Raw genomic sequence first — 22,222 nt, 5'->3', positions numbered from 1 at the left:
GAGTGGCGTGGTAAGCTGCGCTGAGGATAGGCTATCTACTAAAGAGGGGCTCAAAGCATATATTCCCAAAAATGTGTGATTAATCTGTTCACAAGCAAAGGTTTGTTAAAAACTGAGTTCAGTCTGATTGATGAGATTTGAGTTATGACTTGCCCCTAGCTTGGCCGCTGACTTGCTCGCGCCATTGGTAAATCTGCTGCCAAAGGGCGCTTTTAGCCTGCCAACCCACCAATAAATCAGCTAAAGGTTCTGATAGAAGCCATGCAGTGCGTGGTCTGACTTTATGACGACGTAAATCCCAAACAATCTGTTTACCCGTATGAGGCTCACAGTCAAAGTCACACTCTTCGCGTTTTACATCGATAAGCTTAAGCACGGCGTCGATAAGCGGCTCAGCTTCAGGTAACTCACCGTTTTCATCCCAAATCACTAAATAAGGTTTTACCTTAGTATCGCGCACTCGCCAAGTGGTCACATTCATGGCAGTTAAATAGGCTGATTTATTCATTAGGGTCAGTTTTATTCAATTAAATTATCGACTCACAATATGCCGCTAGAATAGCAGTTTTAGCACGTTATTGTTAGTGCAACACGGCTAAAGGAGATGGTATCAAGCCGATTATAGGATAGATAGTTTCTGGAATATAACCTTTAAATACCAATGGACTTAACTCATTTCACATTGAATATCATAAGATTAGACTGAACACTCTAGCAAAACAACAGCAGGATGACGCCATGATTAACTTAGCTATCAAGCCAACAGAGGTGAAATCACCGCGAGTCTTAACCAAGCATTGACCGACAGCCTGTATCTTAAGACACACAGTTTTCACAGGTAAATCGAGCCAATGATGAAACGACTGCGAAACTGCTTATCCAAGGTATTCAGCTAGATGAAAAAATGCCTGAATACAGCATAGCTTATTCATAAAATAATTGGCTAAATGGATTATTGTGCTAACCAAAACAAAAAGTCGCCAAACATGACTGCTTGGCGACTTTTGCCTTTAAAACAACATCACTCAGGTTTAGAAGCACTTAGGCTTAGAGGTACTTTATCCAAGCCTGAGTGCTATTTTTTTTATACTGGCTAAACCGTTTAACAGGATAATAGAGTCCGACGGCTAACAAAGCTGCAATCAACCAAACCCAGCCGATACTATTGACTCCATAAAATTCACCATGATTAGCACCAAAGGTGAATTTCGCTAAGGTATAAAGCAATAACAGCACGTACAAATGCAAGATATAAAAAAACATCGGTACTGAGCCAAACACAGACAACCAATGGCCGACTCGCGCTAAACTCCCATCAGCTTTCCCGTCTGATGCAAAGTGCCGCTCAAACGCGACTAAGCAGAAAAACATCCCGCCTAAGGTCACCAGTAAAAAGCTTAATGATGGCGGGTATTTGGTTAAGTTAACGACCGACATTAAGGTTTCACCAAAATTCGATCCCGCCTGCCAAGGCAAGGTTTCACCATAAAGGTTAAACCCGCGTAGTACGGCAAAAAGTACCCAGCAGCTTATTCCTAACTTCAACAGTGTTTGCTGGCGCTGCGAGGCTTCAAGCGGGTTACCATTGGATTTTTGACTGAAAATTGGCCCAGCCACATAGCCCAGTAAAATCACCCCAATCCAAGGTAGCACGGGATAACTCACCTTAACCCTAAGCGCACCTTCGCTGATGAGATAGCCGCGATCGTGCAATATGGTCCACAGACTATAAGCCCACTCATTGGGTTGAAAGCCAATAAGCGTCAATAGATTATGGCCAAAAACAATCGCTAAACCTAAAACAGCCATCCAAGGTCTAGGCAGTTTTATCAGCGCAGCGAGCGCTAGCATACTCAGACCAATCACCCAAATCACTTGTAACCAGAGGGTGTAATAGCTGACCATCCAAGAGAGGTTAGAGAAGTTAATCACTAAAATTTCCAGCGCGATTAAAAACAGTCCGCGTTTAATCAAAAACATACGTGCTGAACGTGGCTCGCCATGGCTACGATTGGCATAAAGCCATGCAGAAACCCCGGTTAAGAACACAAAAACCGGCGCACAAAAATGGGCGGCAAAGCGACTCAAAAAAAGCCCCCAAGAGGTCGAACTCAAATCCATAGGATCGCTCACCTGCATATGAAAGAAAAACCGCTCCCGTGCATGATCGAGCAACATGATCAACATCACTGCACCGCGCATCATATCGATACTATTGATACGGCTTCGGCCAAGCGTTGGACTCGATGCTTGTTCCGCAATATTGGCTGACATCGAAGGATTCGAACTGATATTAGAATTCATAACTGACACTCACCTTAATGCTACGTGGCTCACCCGGTACAGCCCAAAGTGCTGAATAACTGTTTGCGATATAATGCTCATCCAGTACGTTATCCAAATTCACCCCAAGGTTTAGATTATCGCTCAGGTGCGTATTGATAAATAACCCAAGCAGCTGATAAGCAGGTAATTGAAAACTGGGATCGGCGGAATCACCAAGGCGTGAGTCAATATAGCGCCAGCTCAAACCTAAGTGACCATCAATAGATAATCCGCTCAGATCCTGCTTCAGTAGCAAACTCGCCGTATGTTTTGGCACATTGACCAGAGGACTGCCTGCAGGAATTAGTTCGCCCCAGTCTGGATTCAAACTGTCATTTGCGGTACGTGTATTCAAATAAGCGTAGGATAATTTAGCCTGTAAAGAGTCCGTCAACTCGGCAGCGATATCAAGTTCAATGCCGCTACTTTTTGCCTCCCCTAAGGTGGCTGCAAAGCCAACATTGACAGGATCTGAGGTCAAAATATTGCTCTTTTGCGCATCGAACACCGCCAAGCTGCCAGTGACTGCTATGCCTTCAAATCCTATGCCTGTAAACCAATTACCATTAAACTTCATTCCTAGCTCAAGCGACTGACTCTCTTCAGCTTCGAAAGGCTTACCCGTGTAGTCGGTTCCAGAAAGCGGTAAAAAGCCTTCAGAATAGGAGGAATAAAAACTTAATTCATCAGACCATAAATATACTAAACCCACTTTTGGGCTAACTCGACTTTCAGTTTGCTTAGATAATGTATCATTGACAACTTCACCGATATCTTGCTGATAACGGTCGAATCTCAGCCCTAAATGCAGCTTCCATTTCTCAGTTAAATCCATTTGATCTTGCAGATAAGTCCCCCATGCCTTTTGGATTTCATTATCCTCATACAACAAATTGACCTCGGGTTGAATCCCACCATATTGAGGCTCAAAAATATCAATGGCATATTCACCTTTTCGGCCTCGGTGGCGGTACAGTCCCGTCTTCAAATTATAGTGATAGGCGTCAGCACCGAGCAGTAAATTGTGGCGAATAAAACCGCTATCCACATGACCACTTAATTCTAGACGTAGCGAGTTATCATCGGATGCATAATCTCGGTATCTGTGCTGCCGGGTAAGCGTGCGGCCATCATCAAATAGGGATTGGTGCCCCTTTGCTAACTCAGCATCAGAGGAAAATCCCTTCAAGCTAGAATCGCGATAGTTATAGCCGGCGGTGAGTGACCAATCATCATTTAATTGATAGTCATAGGTCAGCTGGTGCCCAGTGGCATTGACCACAGTTGCGCCATCATTAGGTTCACCTAAATAACGTGAGCGTGGCACAGTATTGATATCGTTGTTGAGCACAATAATGCCGCGATCGAATAGCTGTTCCTGTTTGAGATATTCCATTTCATAAAGTAACGAGGCTTTATCAGAAATCTGCCAACGCACAGACGGCGTGATGATTTTTTTATCGCTGAACACATAATCGCGAAAACTATCGTGTTCCTGCCACGCACCGTTAATCCGAAATGCCACATTGTCGGTCAAGCCGGAAGTCACATCCCCCTCTAATCGATATTGATCGAAACTTCCCGCCGATGCTTTTACATAACCACTGGTTTGATACTGAGGTTTCTTAGTCACAATATTGACTGTACCGCCGGGCTCCGAGCGACCATAAAGCGCCGAACCAGGACCTTTTAAGATCTCGACATAGGCCACATTTGATAAATCCCTATGACCACTAAAACCTCGGCCGCCATTAAAGCCATTAATTAAATAGCCCGATGGCATGTTTTCATTACCCGGAAAACCGCGCAGGGAAAAGCTATCCCATAAACCGCCACCATTGTTTTGCCGCGCCACACTGGCGGAATAATCCAGCACATCTTGAAACCGCGTCAGTCCCGCATCTTTGATCAATTGCTCGTCTAACACACTTATCGCTTGCGGAAATTCAGTTGCAGAAACATTGCCACGATAGGCTTGGCGATAGTGGATACTTAAACGCTCAATCTCAGTGCCAAGAGCTGTATCTTGAGCAGTGTCACTCACTTGACGGTCTTCTGCGGCCAACAGCATTGAAATAGGATTGAGCACAAACAAGGCACCCAGCAACAGCGCAGCGCGCTTGGGAATATAAAAAGAGGTCATTTTCACTCCGAAAATAAACAGCATCGACGTCTTAGCTAAGCCAAGACGCTCAAAGTTAATTAAGATAAATAAAATAAACAGTAACTTATGCTGTAATAGGCGGAGCACGACTATTGAAGAAACGACTAAAAGGTCGTTTAAAGGAAATGGCTTGGAACTCAACCGAGATATAACTCTGCTGAGCCAATTGAAAATGGAAGGGCGTACTGGTTATCGCATGTTGCAACTGGTGCTGATGTAAGCACAGCGAACAATGGGACTTAGGATCTTCATTGGCATGAGCAATACTGTGAACAGCAATGGCCACAGACAAAAGCACCAACATGGCGGCAAGCCATATTGCTAGGGTGCGTCTTGTTTGCATCACACTATTCAAACCATACTTCCTCAACTCATTTGGCTGGCGATTGTATGTTAAACACAACTAAAGTTGCAAACCAATTTACCTAAGTCGCAGGCTTAAATGTTACAAGCGGGATTCGACAGTTTGTTGGAGGAAAATCACTCTAAGTACCTCATCACGAACATCATAGAGTCAGGTCGTTCCACCATGTGTTCGAGGATTCGAGCCTGACTCCACCATCAACAAGATAGCGAGGACGTGTTTAAACTAAGGCTGCAACTGAGTCTCGCTCGACTAAGTTGGACAAAAAAAGGTGAGTATTACGGGACTCAGGCGTAGCATTTGACGCTAACTTAATCGCTAAATCTGTAGCATAATTGGCCATTTCCTCAATCGGGTAATGCATGGTCGTCAATCTTGGACGGCAAGCACGGGCAATCGATAAGTCATCAAAACCAATCACAGAGACATCTTCTGGCACCCGAATTCCCGCCGCAAATAACGCATGAATCGCGCCAATCGCCATTAAGTCGTTATAAGCTAAGATGGCCGTGAATGGTGTGCCTCTTGCGAGTAAGGCTTGTACAGCGGCTTCGCCACCTTCCATATTCGCGGTAGACTCTTCAATGGCATCCAAGGGCAACTTCATGTCCCGCAACAGCAGAGCTTGGCGTACCCCTAATATGCGTGACGCAGGATCGCGGTTTTGGTAAATACTGGTGATCACCGCAAAATCTTGATGGCCGCGGTCGAGTAAGTAGTTAGTCGCCTCTTGGGCACTGGTTACATTGTCGAGCCAAACGCAGCGATCGGCAATTTTAGGGATAAAGCGGTTGATGATCACAAGCCCGGGGATTTGTTCAGTAAGGCCTATTAAAGTCGACTCATCCGAATATTCGCTGTGGAGAATAATAGCATCACAGTTTTGGTCACGCAGGGATTCGATCGCATCGATTTCAGACTGAGTCTCATAAAGCGAATTACGCATAATCAAGCCATAACCACGCTCACGAGCAGCACGTTCTGCGCCGCAGGCCAAACTACTAAAAAAAGACATAGATAAATTCGGCGTGACGATACCAATCGTATTAGTACTGCGTTTGACAAGCGCTTTGGCGTTCGAATTTGGGCGATAGTTAAGTTGCTCTATCACCTTCTGCACTCGTGTACGACACTGGGCGCCAACCTTGCCCTGGCCGTTAACAACCCGTGATACAGTTGCAATTGAGACACCCGCCACTCTCGCGACATCTTTTATGGTAGCCAATTTATCCCCTTTAACCGGAAATCGTACTATGAATGAATTAACCTATCGGCCTTGTATCGAGACAAGATCATTAGGGCACCAAGGGTAAAAATAAAACTGCCAAAAGACAATAATAAACGCATAGCAAACAAAGTACTATCCGTTTGATTGCCCGCTAAACTGGCATCAAAACCGACTAAATTGAGTAACTCACCAGACCCTAGCATTGCCAACACTAAACTCATGCTGATCACTGTATGGTGACGACTGACTAAATAAGGACTGATATCTTGACCTGTATCGCGCCCCAGTTCAGTGAGCATATTGGGTATAATACAGGTCATCGCCGTCCAAATAGCGGCACCAATCACAGCATCAATCCACAAAGCCCAATAACCATATGGCGTATACACATACCATTTAAGTAAACAGCCAAAAACCGTAAATACGAGTACTCTTTGTAATGTTACCACAGCACCCCATTGTTTAACCCCATGGGCGAGTATGGGTAAATACAAGGCTCCCGCTATCGCATAGCCACTCGATAACGCACCTTTAAGCATTGAGCCTTCGGTCACGTCACCTGCAGACATAAAATATACCAGCAAGTAATAGTCAAAACTGATACAAATCCCCACAGCGCCAAACTGCAATGCCGAGATCCACAGTAATTGGTTAACCTGCCGGCGAGTATGCACGCTCAAGGTTGGCGCCATATCTGTTGCGATTTTCATCCGGCTATCGCCTAATCGCACTCGCTCAGGGGCGAATTGCCAAGCCACCAAAGTACATAAACTGCCGATTAAGCCTAAGCCCACCAGCCAGCCTATTATTCTCACACCACTAGTAGCATCAGTAAATAAAGTTAACTGAGTTAATGGAAATAACCAAAAGTACAACACCGCGGCAATCTTTTCAAACAAGGTAATACGACTAAATATCCCTTGCCCATCATCACTTATCAAGGCCAAACGAAAGGCCAATAGCTTCAAGGTGAGGATCAGTACTGTCATGGATAGGCTATAGCACAAACATAACATCACTAAGACAGCCCACTGCCAAGCCATAGGCCAATCTGCTGGGACCATCCACAATAGGCCAAATAACAAAGCGGTTACCCAACCACAGGTTAATATTATCCGCCGCTCGGTCCACACTTGTCGCTGCAACAGCGACATAATTCGTCCCGAAAGCATTGCACCACAAACGATAGGTAAACTCAGCAAAGCGCCTAAGAGTAAAGGGTCTAAGCCGCGCAGCATTTGATAATAGGGTAAGGCTAACGCCACAACCCCTTGCTGGGCGATAAACGCCGCAAAAAAGCCTGCACCAAGCACCCACTGAAGGTACTTTTTAGGAGCTAAATCTAGGCTTTGGCATACGGCATCACTCGCAGAATTATCTTGTTGCTGATGCCTGTAGCCCTTACTCGCGCGGCTTATCGATATAGCACTTACCTCTTAATTAAATTTATTTCAGACAAGACAATATTATGGCCTTTGTCCCGCGCCTTTATCTCATAATCCTTTGCCACAAACCCCAGCTGCACACCTTGTAATTTCCCCAGCGCCTCAGCGTCGAATCTATAGGGTTCAGAATGAGGATAATTCATCGGCATAAACATGGGATAAGCCTTTGTTAATACCGTCGGCATTGGCGATAAATCAGCTAATGGTATGCTAATAGACTGCCACCCAGCCTGCAATGTAACAACCGCGCCATAGGCTAGTCCATCCTCGTTTAACAGCGCAACAGACACATGTTCATTGGCTTGGTCTGCATAGATTCGCAGCTGAACGGTATTGTATCCCTTCAGGGAATGTTGAGAAAGCGCATTATCTTTGGCTGATGAGATACGTACGAGCATATTATCAGCTTCTGAACCTGTAGCAGATGTCAGCAGATTTGGGAGATAAAGTTGCAATCCAAGTCCTTGATCGCGCACGCCACTTTGGAAACGCCATTCACTACGGCCATTTTGTGGATAAATTAAGTTATCTCTATCGAGCGTGGCATTAAACAAGCTGACCGGAGTGCCTTTAGCACGCCACTCAAATTGATAAAAAGCTGCACCACTGCGCTTCACAAAATCCCATTCATTTGGATTTCCCTCAGCATGACCTGGAAAGCTTGTTTGATCAGCAGCTTGAGTCACCACAAAAGCATATTCAATCGCCCCAGTGCGCTGCCAGTTTTTGACATCAGTGAGGGTTTGGAGATAGAGACTGCCATGGGCTTGCATCGGATACACCTTAAACTCACTATCACCAAGATAGCGCACATAAAGCTCAACCTTATCTATCGCTTTTGCGTCTATCACACTGGTGCTAAAGGAGAGCGCATCCCCCTGATTCAGCGCCTGCACATTCTGGTGCACTAAGCCTAAGGTTTGATGCGGCATAGGCGGCAGATAATAATGGTCATCAACCTTGCCCTGCTTTGATGCAAGTAACGATTTATCCTTAGCGAGTAAATACTTGCCAGGCGTTAACTGCACTGTGCCTTTGCTGGCTTGTAGCGAAGCGCTATTACCTTGGTTGATACCTTGCAGCCAATAATGCTGGCCTAAATCCGACAGAGCCAGATTAAAATGTCGCGGGGCTTGATACAAACGGACGGCTTCACGTTTTAAGCTCGAATTCTGATGTGGATCAGATAACACTAAGGCATCGGGATACACTTCTAATTGCCATAAACCATCAGAGATCTTATCTAAAAAGTAGCTACCATTGCCGTCATAGTTAACAATCACAGAACTGCCAACGCCAGCGATATGCTCAAGCTTTTTAGGCGCTTGTGGCTTTTCATCTGTGTTATTACTGTAATAAAAACGCGCTGGCTGATTTAATACACTGACATCGTGGCCATAATCTAAGCTCACGTCAGCAAAGTAATTACTTTGCGGATAAGCACCGCCCTCAAAACCGCGAGGAACTTGTCTAAATACCTCACCGGCAATCAAAAAGCTGATGGCTTTTGACGGAGTGTAAAGTAGATTAAGAAAATGGGTATTGTAATCAGCATTGCTGCCCGCAATGACTGCCGGATCGTAGGCAAACTGAGTCGCCCATTGGAATCCAGCCTCGCGAAAACTGCGTGCCATTGCTGGATACATGACACTGGCAGTTACATCTGCGGCATCAAACTCATAAATCATTTTCGCCTTCGTCTTACAGGCCGCAATATCGGCGAAGGGATTGGTGTAATGGGCAACATTGACCAGAGTATTACTGTTAATCCGGCTCATTTTTACCAGCCCAGTCGGATACCACTGATAGGCAATTCCATCGATATTAGAATCGCATACCGCTTTTGCAAAGGCTGGGTTGTCGCCCTGCTCGCTAATGTTATAAAACAGCGGTTTCGTTACGCCACGGTCATGGCTCACCTTAATTAAACCATCGATATAGCTTTGACTCTGATAAACATCGCCATGGTGACTCGGCTCGTTAAACAATTCAAAGGCAATAATGTTGGCATCCTGACCATAGGTCACACCACTGTAACGATTCTTATGAGCAAAGAATTGTTTCAGATAAGTGTGCGTTGCCGTAATAGCCTTAGGCTCGGTATTCATCTGCGCTTTAGTAAAGCCATTAGCAAATCCTTGAGTCTCAGTATCCGGCGCAGGATAACCATTACCCCACCACGCAATCGGGGTAATAATGGCGCGAATACCATTAGCGGCAAGCTTATTCAGTAAATAATCCAGCAGTTCTAGATGAACATTATCGACTAAATTCCCTTTTACATCGGAAACTTCTCTGTCGAAGACATGCACACGATAGCCCGTCACCCCAAGACGCTTAAGATGCGCCACATCCATATCGATAGCGGCGTGCATGTCAACACCGCTATTAACCATAGCACGGTAGGTAAAGGCAAATGGCGCAGAGTAATTCACGCCAAAGTGACGCACTTCACTGCCATCGTCTAGGTACAACACTCCGTCTTCAACCTTCGCATCAGCCGCAAAAACACTCGCGCTCAATAACGGTAACAAAGGTGATAACGCAAGCACTGCTGCTAATTTGGTGAGTAATTTCATGCACAATTCCTTTTATTCTTCACTGTAGCCCGAAGGATTTTGACTTTGCCAACGCCAAGTATCCTGTATCATCTGGGTGAGATTGCGTTTAGCTTGCCAACCTAGCACAGTGCTGGCTTTATCGGCATTGGCCCAAAATGCAGCGAGATCGCCCGCGCGACGTGGCGCTATCTCATAGGGAACAGGCACACCACTCGCCTGTTCAAAGGCAGCGATAATGTCCAGCACTGACACACCTTGACCCGTTCCTAAGTTGAACGCTTCAATGCCACGCTGCAATGGATGGTCTGCCAACCAATTAAGCGCCGCCGTATGGCCTTCGGCTAAATCCATCACATGCAGATAATCCCGTAAACAGGTGCCATCTTGCGTTGGATAATCACCACCAAAGACACTTAAATGGGCGCGGCGACCCACTGCGACTTGGGCTAAATAAGGTAATAAATTATTCGGGATCCCCTTAGGATCTTCGCCTAAGTTACCGCTTTCGTGAGCACCGATAGGATTGAAATAACGTAGGGATACGCCCCTGAATTCAGGGTTAGCGGCCGCATAATCGGCCATAATGCGCTCGACCATCACCTTAGTCGCACCATAGGGGCTCGAAGGAGACCCTAGCGGCATTGACTCAAGATAAGGCACGATCGCCAGCTCACCATAGACTGTCGCCGATGAACTAAAAATAAAATCAGTGACTTGATGACGCTGCATGGCCTCAAGCAAACACACACTGCCGTGTACGTTGGTTTGATAATAAGCCAGCGGTTTTTGGGTTGATTCGCCAACCGCTTTAAGCGCGGCAAAATGGATCACCGCATCAAATTGATGCGCCTCAAACACCGCATCTAATGCTGCTTCATCGCGAATATCGCCACGGACAAACTCAATATGTTTGCCCGTCATCTCTTCAATTCGCGCTAACGGCACCTCACTGGCATTACACAAGTTATCAAACACCACCACTTGGTGGTCCTGTTGTAATAATGCCAAAACGGTATGCGAACCTATGTAACCTGCGCCACCTGTCACTAATACTTTCATCGTGTTACCACCAAGTTGTGTACAGCGCGATTAAAATAATCGCGATAATCGCAGTGTGTAGATTAAAGGATGGCGTGGTCGCAAAAGACACTTGGCTTAAATCCACAGTATTACTTGGCTGCGTTCTTGGGCGCAGTAAAGACACCAACACCCCGAGTCCTAAACACAAAAGGAACACCACGCTCATGCGATCCATAAAAGGCAATGTCGGCCAAGTAAACTTAAGTACAAATGACCCTACGGCGGAACCCAAAGCCGCCGCAATGGCGCCTGCCGGTGACGCTTTACGCCAGAACATGCCCATTAAGAAAATCACCACAATACCCGGCGTAAATACGCCAGTAAATTCCTGAATATATTGGAAGGCTTGGTCAAATTTACCCAGTAACGGCTCCGCCATGATCATCGCAATCACTAGGCTAACTAAGGTTGCCGCCCGGCCCACAAACACATAATGGGTTTGTGATTTAGCCGGTTTGAGATGACGATAGATATCCATAGTGAAAATGGTTGAAATGCTGTTAGTCATCGAGGCCAAAGACGAAACAATTGCCGCCACTAACGCCGCAAACACTAACCCCTTAATCCCAACTGGCATCAGCTCTATCATCGACGGATAAGCTTGATCGGGCGCAGAAAGATTGGGATATAAAACAACAGCGGCGATACCGGGCAACACCACAATAACCGGTACCACTAGCTTTAAGTAAGCCGCAAATGCCATGCCTTTTTGCGCTTCACGGATATCTTTAGCCGCCAATGCGCGTTGAATAATGTATTGGTTAAAGCCCCAATAACTTAAGTTCATGATCCACATGCCGCCCACCAGCACTGAAATGCCGGGTAAACTCATGTAAGCCGGATTATCACTGCTTAAGATCATGTCAAAATGCTCAGGTAGTTTCTCAGTCAACACACCAAAACCGGCTATCACACCCGCACCATCGGATACAGCATCTAAGGCCAAGTAACTTAAGATCAATCCACCAAACACCAATAACACGACTTGGATGATATCTGTGTAGGCAACGGCTTTTAAGCCACCATAAAGCGAGTATGCCGTTGAAAAAATGGCCAACATCATCATGCCTGTAAACCAATCGATTCCCGTGACCGTTTGAATCGCCAAACCACCGAGCCACAGCACAGCGGTTAAGTTTACAAACACATACACCGCAAGCCAGAATAGCGCCAACACTGTCTTTACTCGGCTATCGAAGCACTGCTCTAAGTACTGCGGCATAGTGAAAATCTTGTTTTTCAAAAAGATAGGCAACATGTACTTACCGACCAATAGTAAGGTAATGGCCGCCATCCATTCATAGGAGGCAATAGCCAAACCTATGGCATAACCTGAACCTGACATACCGATAATCTGTTCGGCTGAAATATTCGAGGCAATCAACGAGGCACCAATCGCCCACCAAGGTAAAGCTTTACTGGCGAGGAAGTAATCTTCAGTATTGCGCTCGTGATTTTTCTCTGAGCGTGAAATCCATAATGCAACCAACAACAAACCAATAGCGTAAATGGCTATGATGGCGATATCGAGTGTAGCGAGCTTCATATTCTGTACTCTTATTATTGTTTTATCTTATGTTAATGCGCTAAACGGCAACGAAGGCCCCATCGACCGCATGGCATAAATAGACATCGGCCTTAAGCCCTGTCGCCGCGTGATAGTCCTCGGCTAATGTGGCAAACACGTTATCCACATGGCTACGTTCAGTTAGTGCCACTACACAACCGCCGAAACCGCCACCAGTCATACGGGCACCGCCATATTCACCAAGCTTGTCGGCCAACAAGGACACTAGAATATCTAACTGTGAAGTGGTGACTTCAAAGTCATTTTTCAGAGAATCATGTGACTCAGCCATTAATGTGCTGATCTGTGCCGTATCGTGACGATTAAGTGCCGCTAACATGTCACAGGTGCGAAGACTTTCACTGATCACATGGTGGGCTCGGCGATAAAGTATCGGTTCGAGATCCGCTTTTGCGGCATTAAGCTCGGCTAAGGTCACATCACGTAATGAGGTTTTACCTAATAAGGCTGCAGCTTGTTCACACTGTTTACGGCGAGTATTGTATTCGCTATCAACTAAGCCACGCTTTACATTGGAATTGACTATGATGATGGCAAGATCTTCAGGCATACGAGCGTATTGAATGTCTAGACTACGACAATCAAGCAACATAGCGTTGTGCTGTTTACCCATGGCAGAAATCATCTGATCCATAATGCCGCAGTTGCATCCCACAAACTCGTTTTCGGCTTGCTGCCCCATCAAGGCTGCTTGTACGCCAGATAAAGGTAAATCATACAGTGCCGCCATGGTCTTTAAGGTCACCACTTCAAATGAAGCCGATGAACTTAATCCCGCGCCGCGTGGCACATTACCTTTGACCACTAAATCGGCACCACCAAAATCTGGTAATGCTTTAGCCAGTGCAATCAAACTGCCGCGGACATAGTTGCTCCACGACGAAACCTTATCAAAAGCGATATCATCGAGGGAAAAACTAATGCGTTCACCATCACAATCCAGCGCAACTACATTGATAGTGCGATCATTTCTTGCTTTACCTGCCATCCAAGTGCCAAAGTTAATCGCGGCGGGTAACACAAAACCACCGTTATAATCGGTATGGTCACCAATCAAATTCACACGACCTGGTGCATGGCTAATTTGTGTCGCAGCATAACCAAAGTGCTCTACAAATGTCTGCTCCAGCAGGGCGATAATGTCCGACTGAGCCACTGCTTGGCTCATCGCATTGATATCATCATTGCTATTATGGGTTAGGTTCAACGTATCTTGATTCATGTTTAAGACTTCATTTTATAGTGAACGGGAGACAACTGACGTAGGCGCTCGGCGGCCTGCTCAGGGGTCAAATCTCGTTGGGCTTCGGCAAGCATTTCGTAGCCAACCATAAACTTACGCACAGATGCGCTACGCAGTAATGGCGGGAAGAAACTGGCATGTAAGCGCCATTCATCATGTGCTTCGCCATCGTATGGCGCACCATGCCATCCCATCGAATACGGGAAGGAACACTGGAACAGATTGTCATAGCGAATGGTAATTTGGCTCAAAATATCTGCCAAGCTGGCCTGCTGACTGGCGCTTAAATCTGTCATACGCTGAATTGCAAAACGTGGCAGTAGTAAAGTTTCAAATGGCCAAGCGGCCCAATAAGGCACAACCACTGCCCAATCTTCATTGCTCACCACCAAACGCTCACAGCTGACAACTTCTTGCTCCACATAATCGGCAAGCAAGGCTGTACCCTGTTGCTTGAAATACTCACTCTGACTTTGTTGCTTGCGCTCTATTAGTGTGGGCAGTTGGGTCTGGGCCCAAATTTGCCCATGGGGATGTGGATTGGAGCAGCCCATAACAGCGCCTTTATTCTCAAACACTTGCACCCAAACATAACGCTGGGATAAATCGGCACACTGACTCTGCCAAGTTTCAATCACTTTAATGATTGAATCAACTGAGAGCTCAGGTAGGGTTTTAGCATGATCGGGTGAGAAGCATATTACTCGACTCTCACCTTGTTCGGTACGCATGCGAAACAGTGGAGAATTTTGTTGAAATTTTGGCGTATCAGCTTTTAACGCAGCAAAGTCATTGGTGAAAACAAACGTATCTGTGTAGCTCGGATTAACCTCACCATTAATACGTGTGTTACCCGAACACAAAAAGCAGCTCGGATCGTGACTCGGCTTTGGCGCGTCATCGACAGCCTCAACTTGGCCTTGCCAAGGACGTTTTGCCCTATGGGGCGACACTAAAACCCATTCTCCCAGCAGCGGATTATAGCGGCGATGTGGGTGTTCAGTCGGATCAAATTCGGGGTTCATGATATTACTCAACTCATTCATGGTATTAGAATTTCAACTCTGTAGTTAAAGGTGTAACGGCATTTTCAAGGTTGAAACTTGCTCGCAAGTGCGCGCCTTTGGCGCCGTTATGTACTCGAACTAAAGCCGTAGCAACGCCTTTTTCAGTCACTATCGCTTCAGGGTTAAGTACCTCAATAGCGCTATCGGCTTCAAAGCTGACGACTTTGCCATTCATAGGAACTGTGGTGCCATTAGTATCAACTAATCTGACATTGACAAATAACACATCACTGCCAGTAGGATTAACAGGTACACCTGCGGTATCGAGTGAAATCTCAAGGGCGTGAATCGCTTCTGGGGTGCTAACACTGTGGGTTGCGACTAATTTATTGCCAATAAAAGCCTTCGCACTCAACTTTCCGGCCTCAAAACGTGGCAGATGAAAAGTAAAGGGTGGATGAGGCAGCTTGTCTGTATTCGCGCCGTTATCGGGCGTTTGACGGGCAATTAATTTGCCATTTAACCATAACTCGACGGCATCCGCGTTACTAAAAACCCGAACATTTGGCGAAGAGTCCGCTTGCCAATCTGAAGCGATATACACCATAGGTCCGGCATTGTATTGGGTTGACGTTAACGCCGGATCACGCTGACTTTGGAACAGGTAATAACTGAACTTAGGCTGACGATAAATACTCATAATGCCAGATGCTTCTAAGTCATTGGCATAGCCACGGTTATAGTCAAACATCACCCAATAACCATCAGCAAACGCTGGAGTGTGAAGATTATCGTTATGCGCTTCCTGTAGGTTCATCGCTTGTTGTAAAAGACGTTTCTCACCCGCACCGAGTAACTGACGACTGGTGCGTTCATCATCTTTTAAATCAGCCCATGACTGTTGGTTAAGACCCGCATTTTGCGCATAGTATTCCCAGTCACCGTACTCAGACACATTGTACGGCTGAATAGGTGTTTGATAATGCTGCATTCTATGTTGACGTGCTTGTAAATAGATATCGTATTGAGTCTGCCAACCTGCAGACATAGCACCAGGTAACTCCGCCTGAATAATACCTTTTAAATGCTCAATAAACGCCAGTGGCATCTCAGTTTCATTGAGCGAACATTCCCATGCTAATACGCTGGCATGATTGCGATCACGACGTATTAAATCTTTGCAAGATTGGTACGTTTGCTCAGCAAATGCTAGATCTGGAGAGTAATACTGCCAACCTAATATGTCATCAATCAGCACTAAACCTAATTCATCTGCAGCATCCATGAAAGCTGGTGAATGGGGATAGTGAGATAAACGGACATAATCAAATCCAGCCTCTTTAATTTTGATCGCATCCCGGTAATCAGCCTGATTTGAGGTGGCATAACCGACATGGGGATAATCTTGATGACGATTAACACCGCGTAAAAAATAGGGTTCACCATTAATCAGCAACTCATGCTTAGCATTAAAGGCGAACTCACGAATTCCAACGTTATTATTGCTTCGCTCAAGCAAGGTTTTACCTTGCCAAAGTTCAGTATTTAATTGATAAAGATTTGGATGAGTTGGATGCCACAGCTTTGGCTTTTTAACCGTTAGGCTCTGGTCAAAGACTTGCTGGCTATTGGCAGCTAAAGTGTAGCTTTGCGCTGTTGTTGCAACCGCTTTACCGTCGAACTCAAGCACCTGTTTTAAGGTGAAGTTAGCCGGTTTACTACCTTGATTACGGATATCGGTCTGAACGGCCACACTTGCCTTAGCCTTATTGTCTATCTTGCTCGAAATCAGTAAACCGCCACGATTAGGTAAATTAGTCAGCATCTCATCACTGACGTGCAGTGGCGCTTTAATGAATAAGTTAACCTCGCGGTATAAACCGCCATAGGTATTAAAGTCGAGTAATTGTAGCGGTTTAGGACCAGTTGTTGGATTATCGTTATTGTCTAACTCCACCCTTAACTGATTGTCAGCCCCGTAATTTACTGCAGTTGATATATCAATACTGAATGGCAGATAACCACCTAAATGCTCACCTATTGGCTTATCATTTAACCACACTCGAGTGGAGTTCATTGCGCCTTCGAAACGTAGGTAAAGACTTTTTCCTTGCCACGATTTAGGGGCATTGAATTGCTTTTGATACAGAGCAATACCCTGCCATTGGTCATTAACCAACAAAGGTTCAAGCTTAGGAGTATGGGGTAAACTCACCTTTTCCCATGCTTTAGCTTCAGGCTGAAACACGGTTGCGTGTGCGGGTGACTTTTGGAATTGCCAATCCTCGTTGAACGACAGTTTGATAGCAGTCTGCGCCTGTGGCGAAGCCTGCACTTGCACACTGGGGAAACACAGTAATACAATTGCAAACAACAACTTGAAATACATACCAAGGTACCTTATAAACGGAATAAACCAAAAACTAGAAATCCCGGTAGTGAAAAATGAACCAAGGCGCTCACATAAGTGAGCGCTTCAGTTATGGTCACATAGAGAGCGTAAAGCCCAACACGTAACGGCGACCCCACTCTGCATTTTCTGCTACACGGGTTTTATCGTTGTCCCAATAACTTGTTGACGCTTCGTTAGTCAGGTTTTGCCCCTGTAACATCACTTTAAAGTTATCAGTGAACTGATATGAAATACTCGCATCTACAGTAGCTTGGGCATCATATAAGGAGATTTCGCTTGGATCCCAGCTATTGATCCCAGTGTATTCACTACGGTAGTCATAGCCTACTCGTGCTTCAAACCCTTCTTTGTAATACCACAAGGTCACGTTACCGACATTTTTAGATAAGCCTGCTAAAGCATATGGATTATCCTGTGGTGTGAATTCTTCCACTTCTGAATCAGTGAAGGAATAGTTAGCGTAAATGCCTAAACCATCAAATGGTGCCGGTAAGAAATCAAAGCCCTGTTGGTATAAGACTTCAAACCCTTTAATTGCACCGCCATCGCCATTGACTGGGCCGCTATATTCATAGTCGACACCATCCAAGGTTTTAGTGCTGGTCGCAATACCAATATGGCTCTGCATGTCTTTATAGAATAAAGACACTGTCATAGCACCACTGTCAGAGAAGTAATACTCGTAGCCAAGATCTACCTGATTGGCAATATATGGATCTAGCTCAGGGTTACCACCAGAAGCGGTATTTGGCGTTACTGTAGTATCGATTGAAAAACCGGTACGCATTTCAATCAACGGAGGACGTGACATAGTACGTGCTAAGCCGAAGCGTATTTGTGAATCATCAGTTATATTAAACAACAAGTTAAGTGATGGCAGCACTTCTGTGTATTCATGATCAATACTCGCAGAACCTAAAGAGCCATCAAGCAATTGCTCATAACCTTCTGATGTTGAGCGAGTATTTACAACACGAACGCCAATATTGCCCGAATAAGGTGTATCGCCCCATTCACTGTTGATATTTAACATCACATAGGCAGCACTGTTCTTTTCAGTTAAATTCCAAGATGCGAGCTTATCGGCGCTGTTTTGCAATGCATAATCAGCACTACCAAGCCCACCAAACGCATCATGTGCGACTTTATCCCAATCCTTTAATGCGTAAAGGTTAGGCACCTTATAGCCACCACCAAGAGCATAGCTTGTGCCGTAATTAGTTAAGCCATTATCAGCAACAACGGCTTTCTGCCAGTCTATGACACGGTTTTCCTTCTCGCGATCTGAATAACGTATACCGAAGCTTAATTGTTGAAAAATTCCCCAATCGACATAACGCTCAAAGTCTACACGGGTATTCACCATTTGATCCGACAGGTCGCGGTCATTATCGCCGATCATACCAATATTTTGTTCTTCCCAAACACCGGGTGCCGTCTCAACCCATTCCATGGCCCCTAATGTGTAATAATCTGGATTAGAGATGTCTATTGCACTTAACCCTTCCGCCGAATTATCATGCACTTCAGCGCTGAAACTATTACCATCGGCCACACTCCAACCTAAATCATAACTAGGGCCGTTGTAGCTAGAGATAATATCAACCCATACAGAATCGATTTGTGCTTTAGAAAAACCGACATCCGCTTTAATGCGCCATATATCGCCTTCCCATACCGCATTCAATCCTGTACTCAACAACTCGTTTTCTTGGAACCAAGTTGCGTTATGCACCTCATGGTTTGCATAGGCTAACCCGCCTCCAACAAGCTGTTCACTTCCGTCGGCCTTTGTGATGATCTCGGGCTGAGCTGCAGAATTGTTATAATTCCAATTTTTACTGCTTTGATAATTTCCTAAGTCATTGAAGTACATTTGATCTTCACGTTCTTCAATTTTAAACTTTGAATAAAACAGATCGTATTTTAGCTTTAGTTTATCAGTCGCCTGCCACTCTAGGATCCCCATAGAGCCTAAGCGTTTATTGGTACCAACTTTATCACCTGACTGTGCGCCCCAAGGTGCAGACTCTTGGATACCATTATCGTTAATATCGCCTCTATCAGCGCCATTATTGTAATTCCAACTTTTAGTACCACGTTGTACTGAAGGCTGATCCTGATAAGCAATACCGAAGGCATAACCTAAGTTATCGGTAATGTTATCAACGATACTAAAGCTCAATTTAGAGCCATTGGTTTGCCCATCTGGCAATTCATCAGCCAGATCGTAGTACATACCATTAGCGCTTAATGTTACTTTACGTTCGCTTTGCGCTAATGGACTGACAAAATCCATATTCACTAAGCCAGAAATACCGCCTTCAACATTACTGGCCGTTGGACTTTTATACACTTGAACCGAATTAATCAATTCAGCAGGAAATTGTTCGTAGCGCACATCACGACTTGGCTCACCACTAACAATCTCACGGCCATTCAAAGTGGCCATATTTAACCGAGGCCCCATACCACGAATTGAAATACGACTTGCGTTACCACGATCGCGATCGGCAGCCACCCCAGGCAGACGAGCAAGAGCGTCAGTAATAGTCACATCAGGCATATTGCCAAGATCATCGGTAGAAATTGTTTCGACTGTTTGTGATGAAGTACGTTTGCTAAACAGCGATTGTTTTAGAGTTGAGGCAAACCCCCTAACTTGTATTACCTCAACTTTTTCTTCGGCAGTAGCTGTAGCAGCAACCTCTGTTGTTTCTTTTTTAGTATCATCTTCCGCAGCAAAAGCATGAGTTACATAGCATAAAGGGAGCAATGCAACTGCGACTTTACTGAGTTTGAATATATTATTTTTCATTATCTTATCCATTCTCTTAACATTTATTTTTATAGAGTAGAGAGCGCGACAACCATTTTGTTAACTAGATGTATCCATCTAGCAGATATTTTATAACATCAAGGGTAAACGTTTTCCACAAAAATTTGCATGATTATGGGTAAAAAAAAGGGTAAAACTATGTTTTTAAATGGATTAAATTTATTGTAAATTAAGAGGATTTGCGTATTTTGCTCTAATATCGGGCATTAACCCAATGGAGTGCATCAAGATAGCGCAAATGAACTAAAAGAAATAAAGGGAAAAGGAACTAATTAGTGTTACAGAAAAGATTTACTCACCGAGTAATATAGGAAGAGTTAACTTGCTCAATCTTAAAAGGATAAATTGAATATTGCAGACTGAAATCAGAGTGCGGATTTGCCAGGAAAAAATAGCAACGGAAAAGACAAAGGCCTAGCATTTCTGCTAGGCCTTCTAAATTTGGCAGGGGTGGCAGGACTCGAACCCGCAACCATCGGTTTTGGAGACCGCTGTTCTACCAATTGGAACTACACCCCTGTTGACGAGGGGCATTATGCTAAACCCCCTTCCAAAGGTAAAGTACTTTTTCAAATAAAGTGCTCAATTGCAGTTTTTTCACACAAGTAAGCCGTTCAAAAGCATTTATGAGTAGCTTATGCTTTTACAGGATGCCAGTGGACATTGATTAATTTCGATTGTGATATGGCTAAGTTGCGAAAACTTACTTTCAAGTTGTTGCTTTAATTGCACAGCATCAATGTCACTATGGACTAGTAACGAGACAATCGCAGCATAATGTTCAGCGCTTACCTTCCAAATATGAAGATCAGTAACAATAACGCCATCATGCTCGAGGAAGTGTTTTATTCGTGACTTCTTGTCCAACCCGATTGAATTATCAAGCAAGATTGGACTCGTTTGCTTCATTAACCCCCATGCCCAACGTGTAATAATCACTGCGCCAACTATACCCATAACAGGATCGAGGAATGTCAGTCCCATATATTTACCAAAGACTAGCGCCACAATGGCTAAAACAGACGTTAAAGCATCTGCAAGAACATGGAAATAAGCAGCTCTTAAATTATGATCATGATGATGTACTGGCTCATGCTCATGCTCATGCTCATGCTCAGCGTGATGATGATCATGACTATGATGATCTTTCAATAAAAATACACTAACAATATTGACTGTAAGACCGATAAAAGCAACAAAGATAGCTTGGTTAAAATAGATTTGTTCTGGATTGATAATTCTGACTAATGATTCAACTAACATTATCAATGCAACCATACCTAAAGCGATGGCACTGGTGAAGCCCCCTAGAACACTAACTTTACCGGTTCCAAAAGAAAACTGGGGGTTATCAGCATTTTTGCGGGAATATCGATAGGCAAATAAAGTAATCATAAATGCTGCAGCATGAGTACCCATATGCCAACCATCAGCCAATAATGCCATTGAACCATAAATGGAGCCGGCAATAATCTCAGCTAACATAGTAATAATGGTTAAAATAAGTACGTAAAGGGTATTCCGCTCACCATCAGAGTTCTGATGACTGAATTGATGATGGTGTTGCCATTGTTTTACTGGATGAGATTGAGACGTCATTGAGGCACTTAGATGAGCAAATTAGAGTGACATTATCTATGTATTATCGATTAAATATCAAGTCAAAAGCATATTAAGTCGTATTACATCTGCATAAACAACAACAGTAATTGTTTCTATTGATACATGAATCAATTAATGAGGAACATATCGACCTAATGCTGATCTCGCGCTTTTTAACATATCAAATAATAGACGCAAAAACATTAGCGATATAATGGCGATCTGTCTCACACTCATTTAAGTTATTAAGTCGCCTAGAAATGACATACTCTCGCATGGGCATATCATCCACACGGGTCAATGGTTTAGGTCCAAGAACGGCTTTCAGCCACAAATTGCAGACGTAAAAAAGCCCGCTACATA

14 protein-coding genes and 1 tRNA gene are annotated in these 22,222 nt (G+C 44.6%); all 15 read right to left on the bottom strand.

Annotated elements, in window-relative coordinates:
• Positions 1-142: 142 nt before the first annotated feature.
• Positions 143-508 carry a hypothetical protein gene (locus tag GW828_RS14425; protein ID WP_124017797.1) on the bottom strand — a complete coding sequence of 122 codons (366 nt, stop codon included), beginning with the start codon at positions 506-508 and terminating at the stop codon, positions 143-145.
• Between the two features lie 539 nt (positions 509-1,047).
• Positions 1,048-2,304: an acetyltransferase domain-containing protein gene (locus GW828_RS14420; protein ID WP_273058411.1), complete on the bottom strand. Its 1,257-nt coding sequence runs from the start codon at positions 2,302-2,304 to the stop codon at positions 1,048-1,050.
• Complete coding sequence (locus GW828_RS14415; RefSeq protein WP_273058410.1) at positions 2,294-4,468, bottom strand: TonB-dependent siderophore receptor; 2,175 nt, start codon at positions 4,466-4,468, stop codon at positions 2,294-2,296. Before GW828_RS14415 ends, GW828_RS14420 begins: the two co-directional genes overlap by 11 nt.
• Before the next feature lie 85 nt (positions 4,469-4,553).
• Positions 4,554-4,844, bottom strand: coding sequence for a DUF2607 family protein (locus tag GW828_RS14410; protein ID WP_124017794.1), 291 nt, complete (start codon positions 4,842-4,844; stop codon positions 4,554-4,556).
• 229 nt (positions 4,845-5,073) lie between these two features.
• On the bottom strand, positions 5,074-6,078 hold the full coding sequence (locus GW828_RS14405) for a LacI family DNA-binding transcriptional regulator (RefSeq protein WP_182698656.1): 1,005 nt from the start codon (positions 6,076-6,078) through the stop codon (positions 5,074-5,076).
• Between the two features lie 26 nt (positions 6,079-6,104).
• Positions 6,105-7,394, bottom strand: coding sequence for an MFS transporter (locus GW828_RS14400; protein WP_182742314.1), 1,290 nt, complete (start codon positions 7,392-7,394; stop codon positions 6,105-6,107).
• A gap of 116 nt (positions 7,395-7,510) precedes the next feature.
• Complete coding sequence (locus GW828_RS14395; RefSeq protein WP_273058409.1) at positions 7,511-10,105, bottom strand: hypothetical protein; 2,595 nt, start codon at positions 10,103-10,105, stop codon at positions 7,511-7,513.
• 12 nt (positions 10,106-10,117) lie between these two features.
• Positions 10,118-11,146, bottom strand: coding sequence for a UDP-glucose 4-epimerase GalE (gene galE, locus GW828_RS14390; RefSeq protein ID WP_273058407.1), 1,029 nt, complete (start codon positions 11,144-11,146; stop codon positions 10,118-10,120).
• A 4-nt stretch (positions 11,147-11,150) separates the two neighbouring features.
• A complete protein-coding gene (locus GW828_RS14385) occupies positions 11,151-12,713 on the bottom strand; it encodes a sodium:solute symporter family transporter (RefSeq protein ID WP_182698652.1) in 1,563 nt (520 codons plus the stop codon).
• A gap of 40 nt (positions 12,714-12,753) precedes the next feature.
• Positions 12,754-13,923, bottom strand: a complete 1,170-nt coding sequence (gene galK / locus GW828_RS14380; protein ID WP_475909060.1) for a galactokinase — start codon at positions 13,921-13,923, stop codon at positions 12,754-12,756.
• A gap of 56 nt (positions 13,924-13,979) precedes the next feature.
• Entirely contained in the window at positions 13,980-15,023 is a 1,044-nt protein-coding gene (locus GW828_RS14375; RefSeq protein WP_182698650.1) for a UDP-glucose--hexose-1-phosphate uridylyltransferase, read from the bottom strand.
• Positions 15,024-15,048: 25 nt separating this feature from the next.
• A complete protein-coding gene (locus GW828_RS14370) occupies positions 15,049-17,394 on the bottom strand; it encodes a glycoside hydrolase family 2 TIM barrel-domain containing protein (protein ID WP_273058402.1) in 2,346 nt (781 codons plus the stop codon).
• A 97-nt stretch (positions 17,395-17,491) separates the two neighbouring features.
• Complete coding sequence (locus tag GW828_RS14365) at positions 17,492-20,236, bottom strand: TonB-dependent receptor (protein WP_182722437.1); 2,745 nt, start codon at positions 20,234-20,236, stop codon at positions 17,492-17,494.
• A gap of 463 nt (positions 20,237-20,699) precedes the next feature.
• A tRNA-Trp gene (locus GW828_RS14360) sits at positions 20,700-20,776 on the bottom strand.
• Positions 20,777-20,881: 105 nt separating this feature from the next.
• The gene (dmeF, locus tag GW828_RS14355) at positions 20,882-21,856 is read right to left on the bottom strand and encodes a CDF family Co(II)/Ni(II) efflux transporter DmeF (protein ID WP_273058399.1); all 975 of its coding nucleotides are present in this window, start codon (positions 21,854-21,856) and stop codon (positions 20,882-20,884) included.
• Positions 21,857-22,222 lie beyond the last annotated feature (366 nt).

Source organism: Shewanella vesiculosa (assembly GCF_009994065.1).
In the GTDB taxonomy this organism is placed as follows: domain Bacteria; phylum Pseudomonadota; class Gammaproteobacteria; order Enterobacterales; family Shewanellaceae; genus Shewanella; species Shewanella vesiculosa.
The sequence above is the reverse complement of the archived record's forward strand: the minus strand, read 5'-3'. Positions and strand labels throughout refer to the sequence as shown.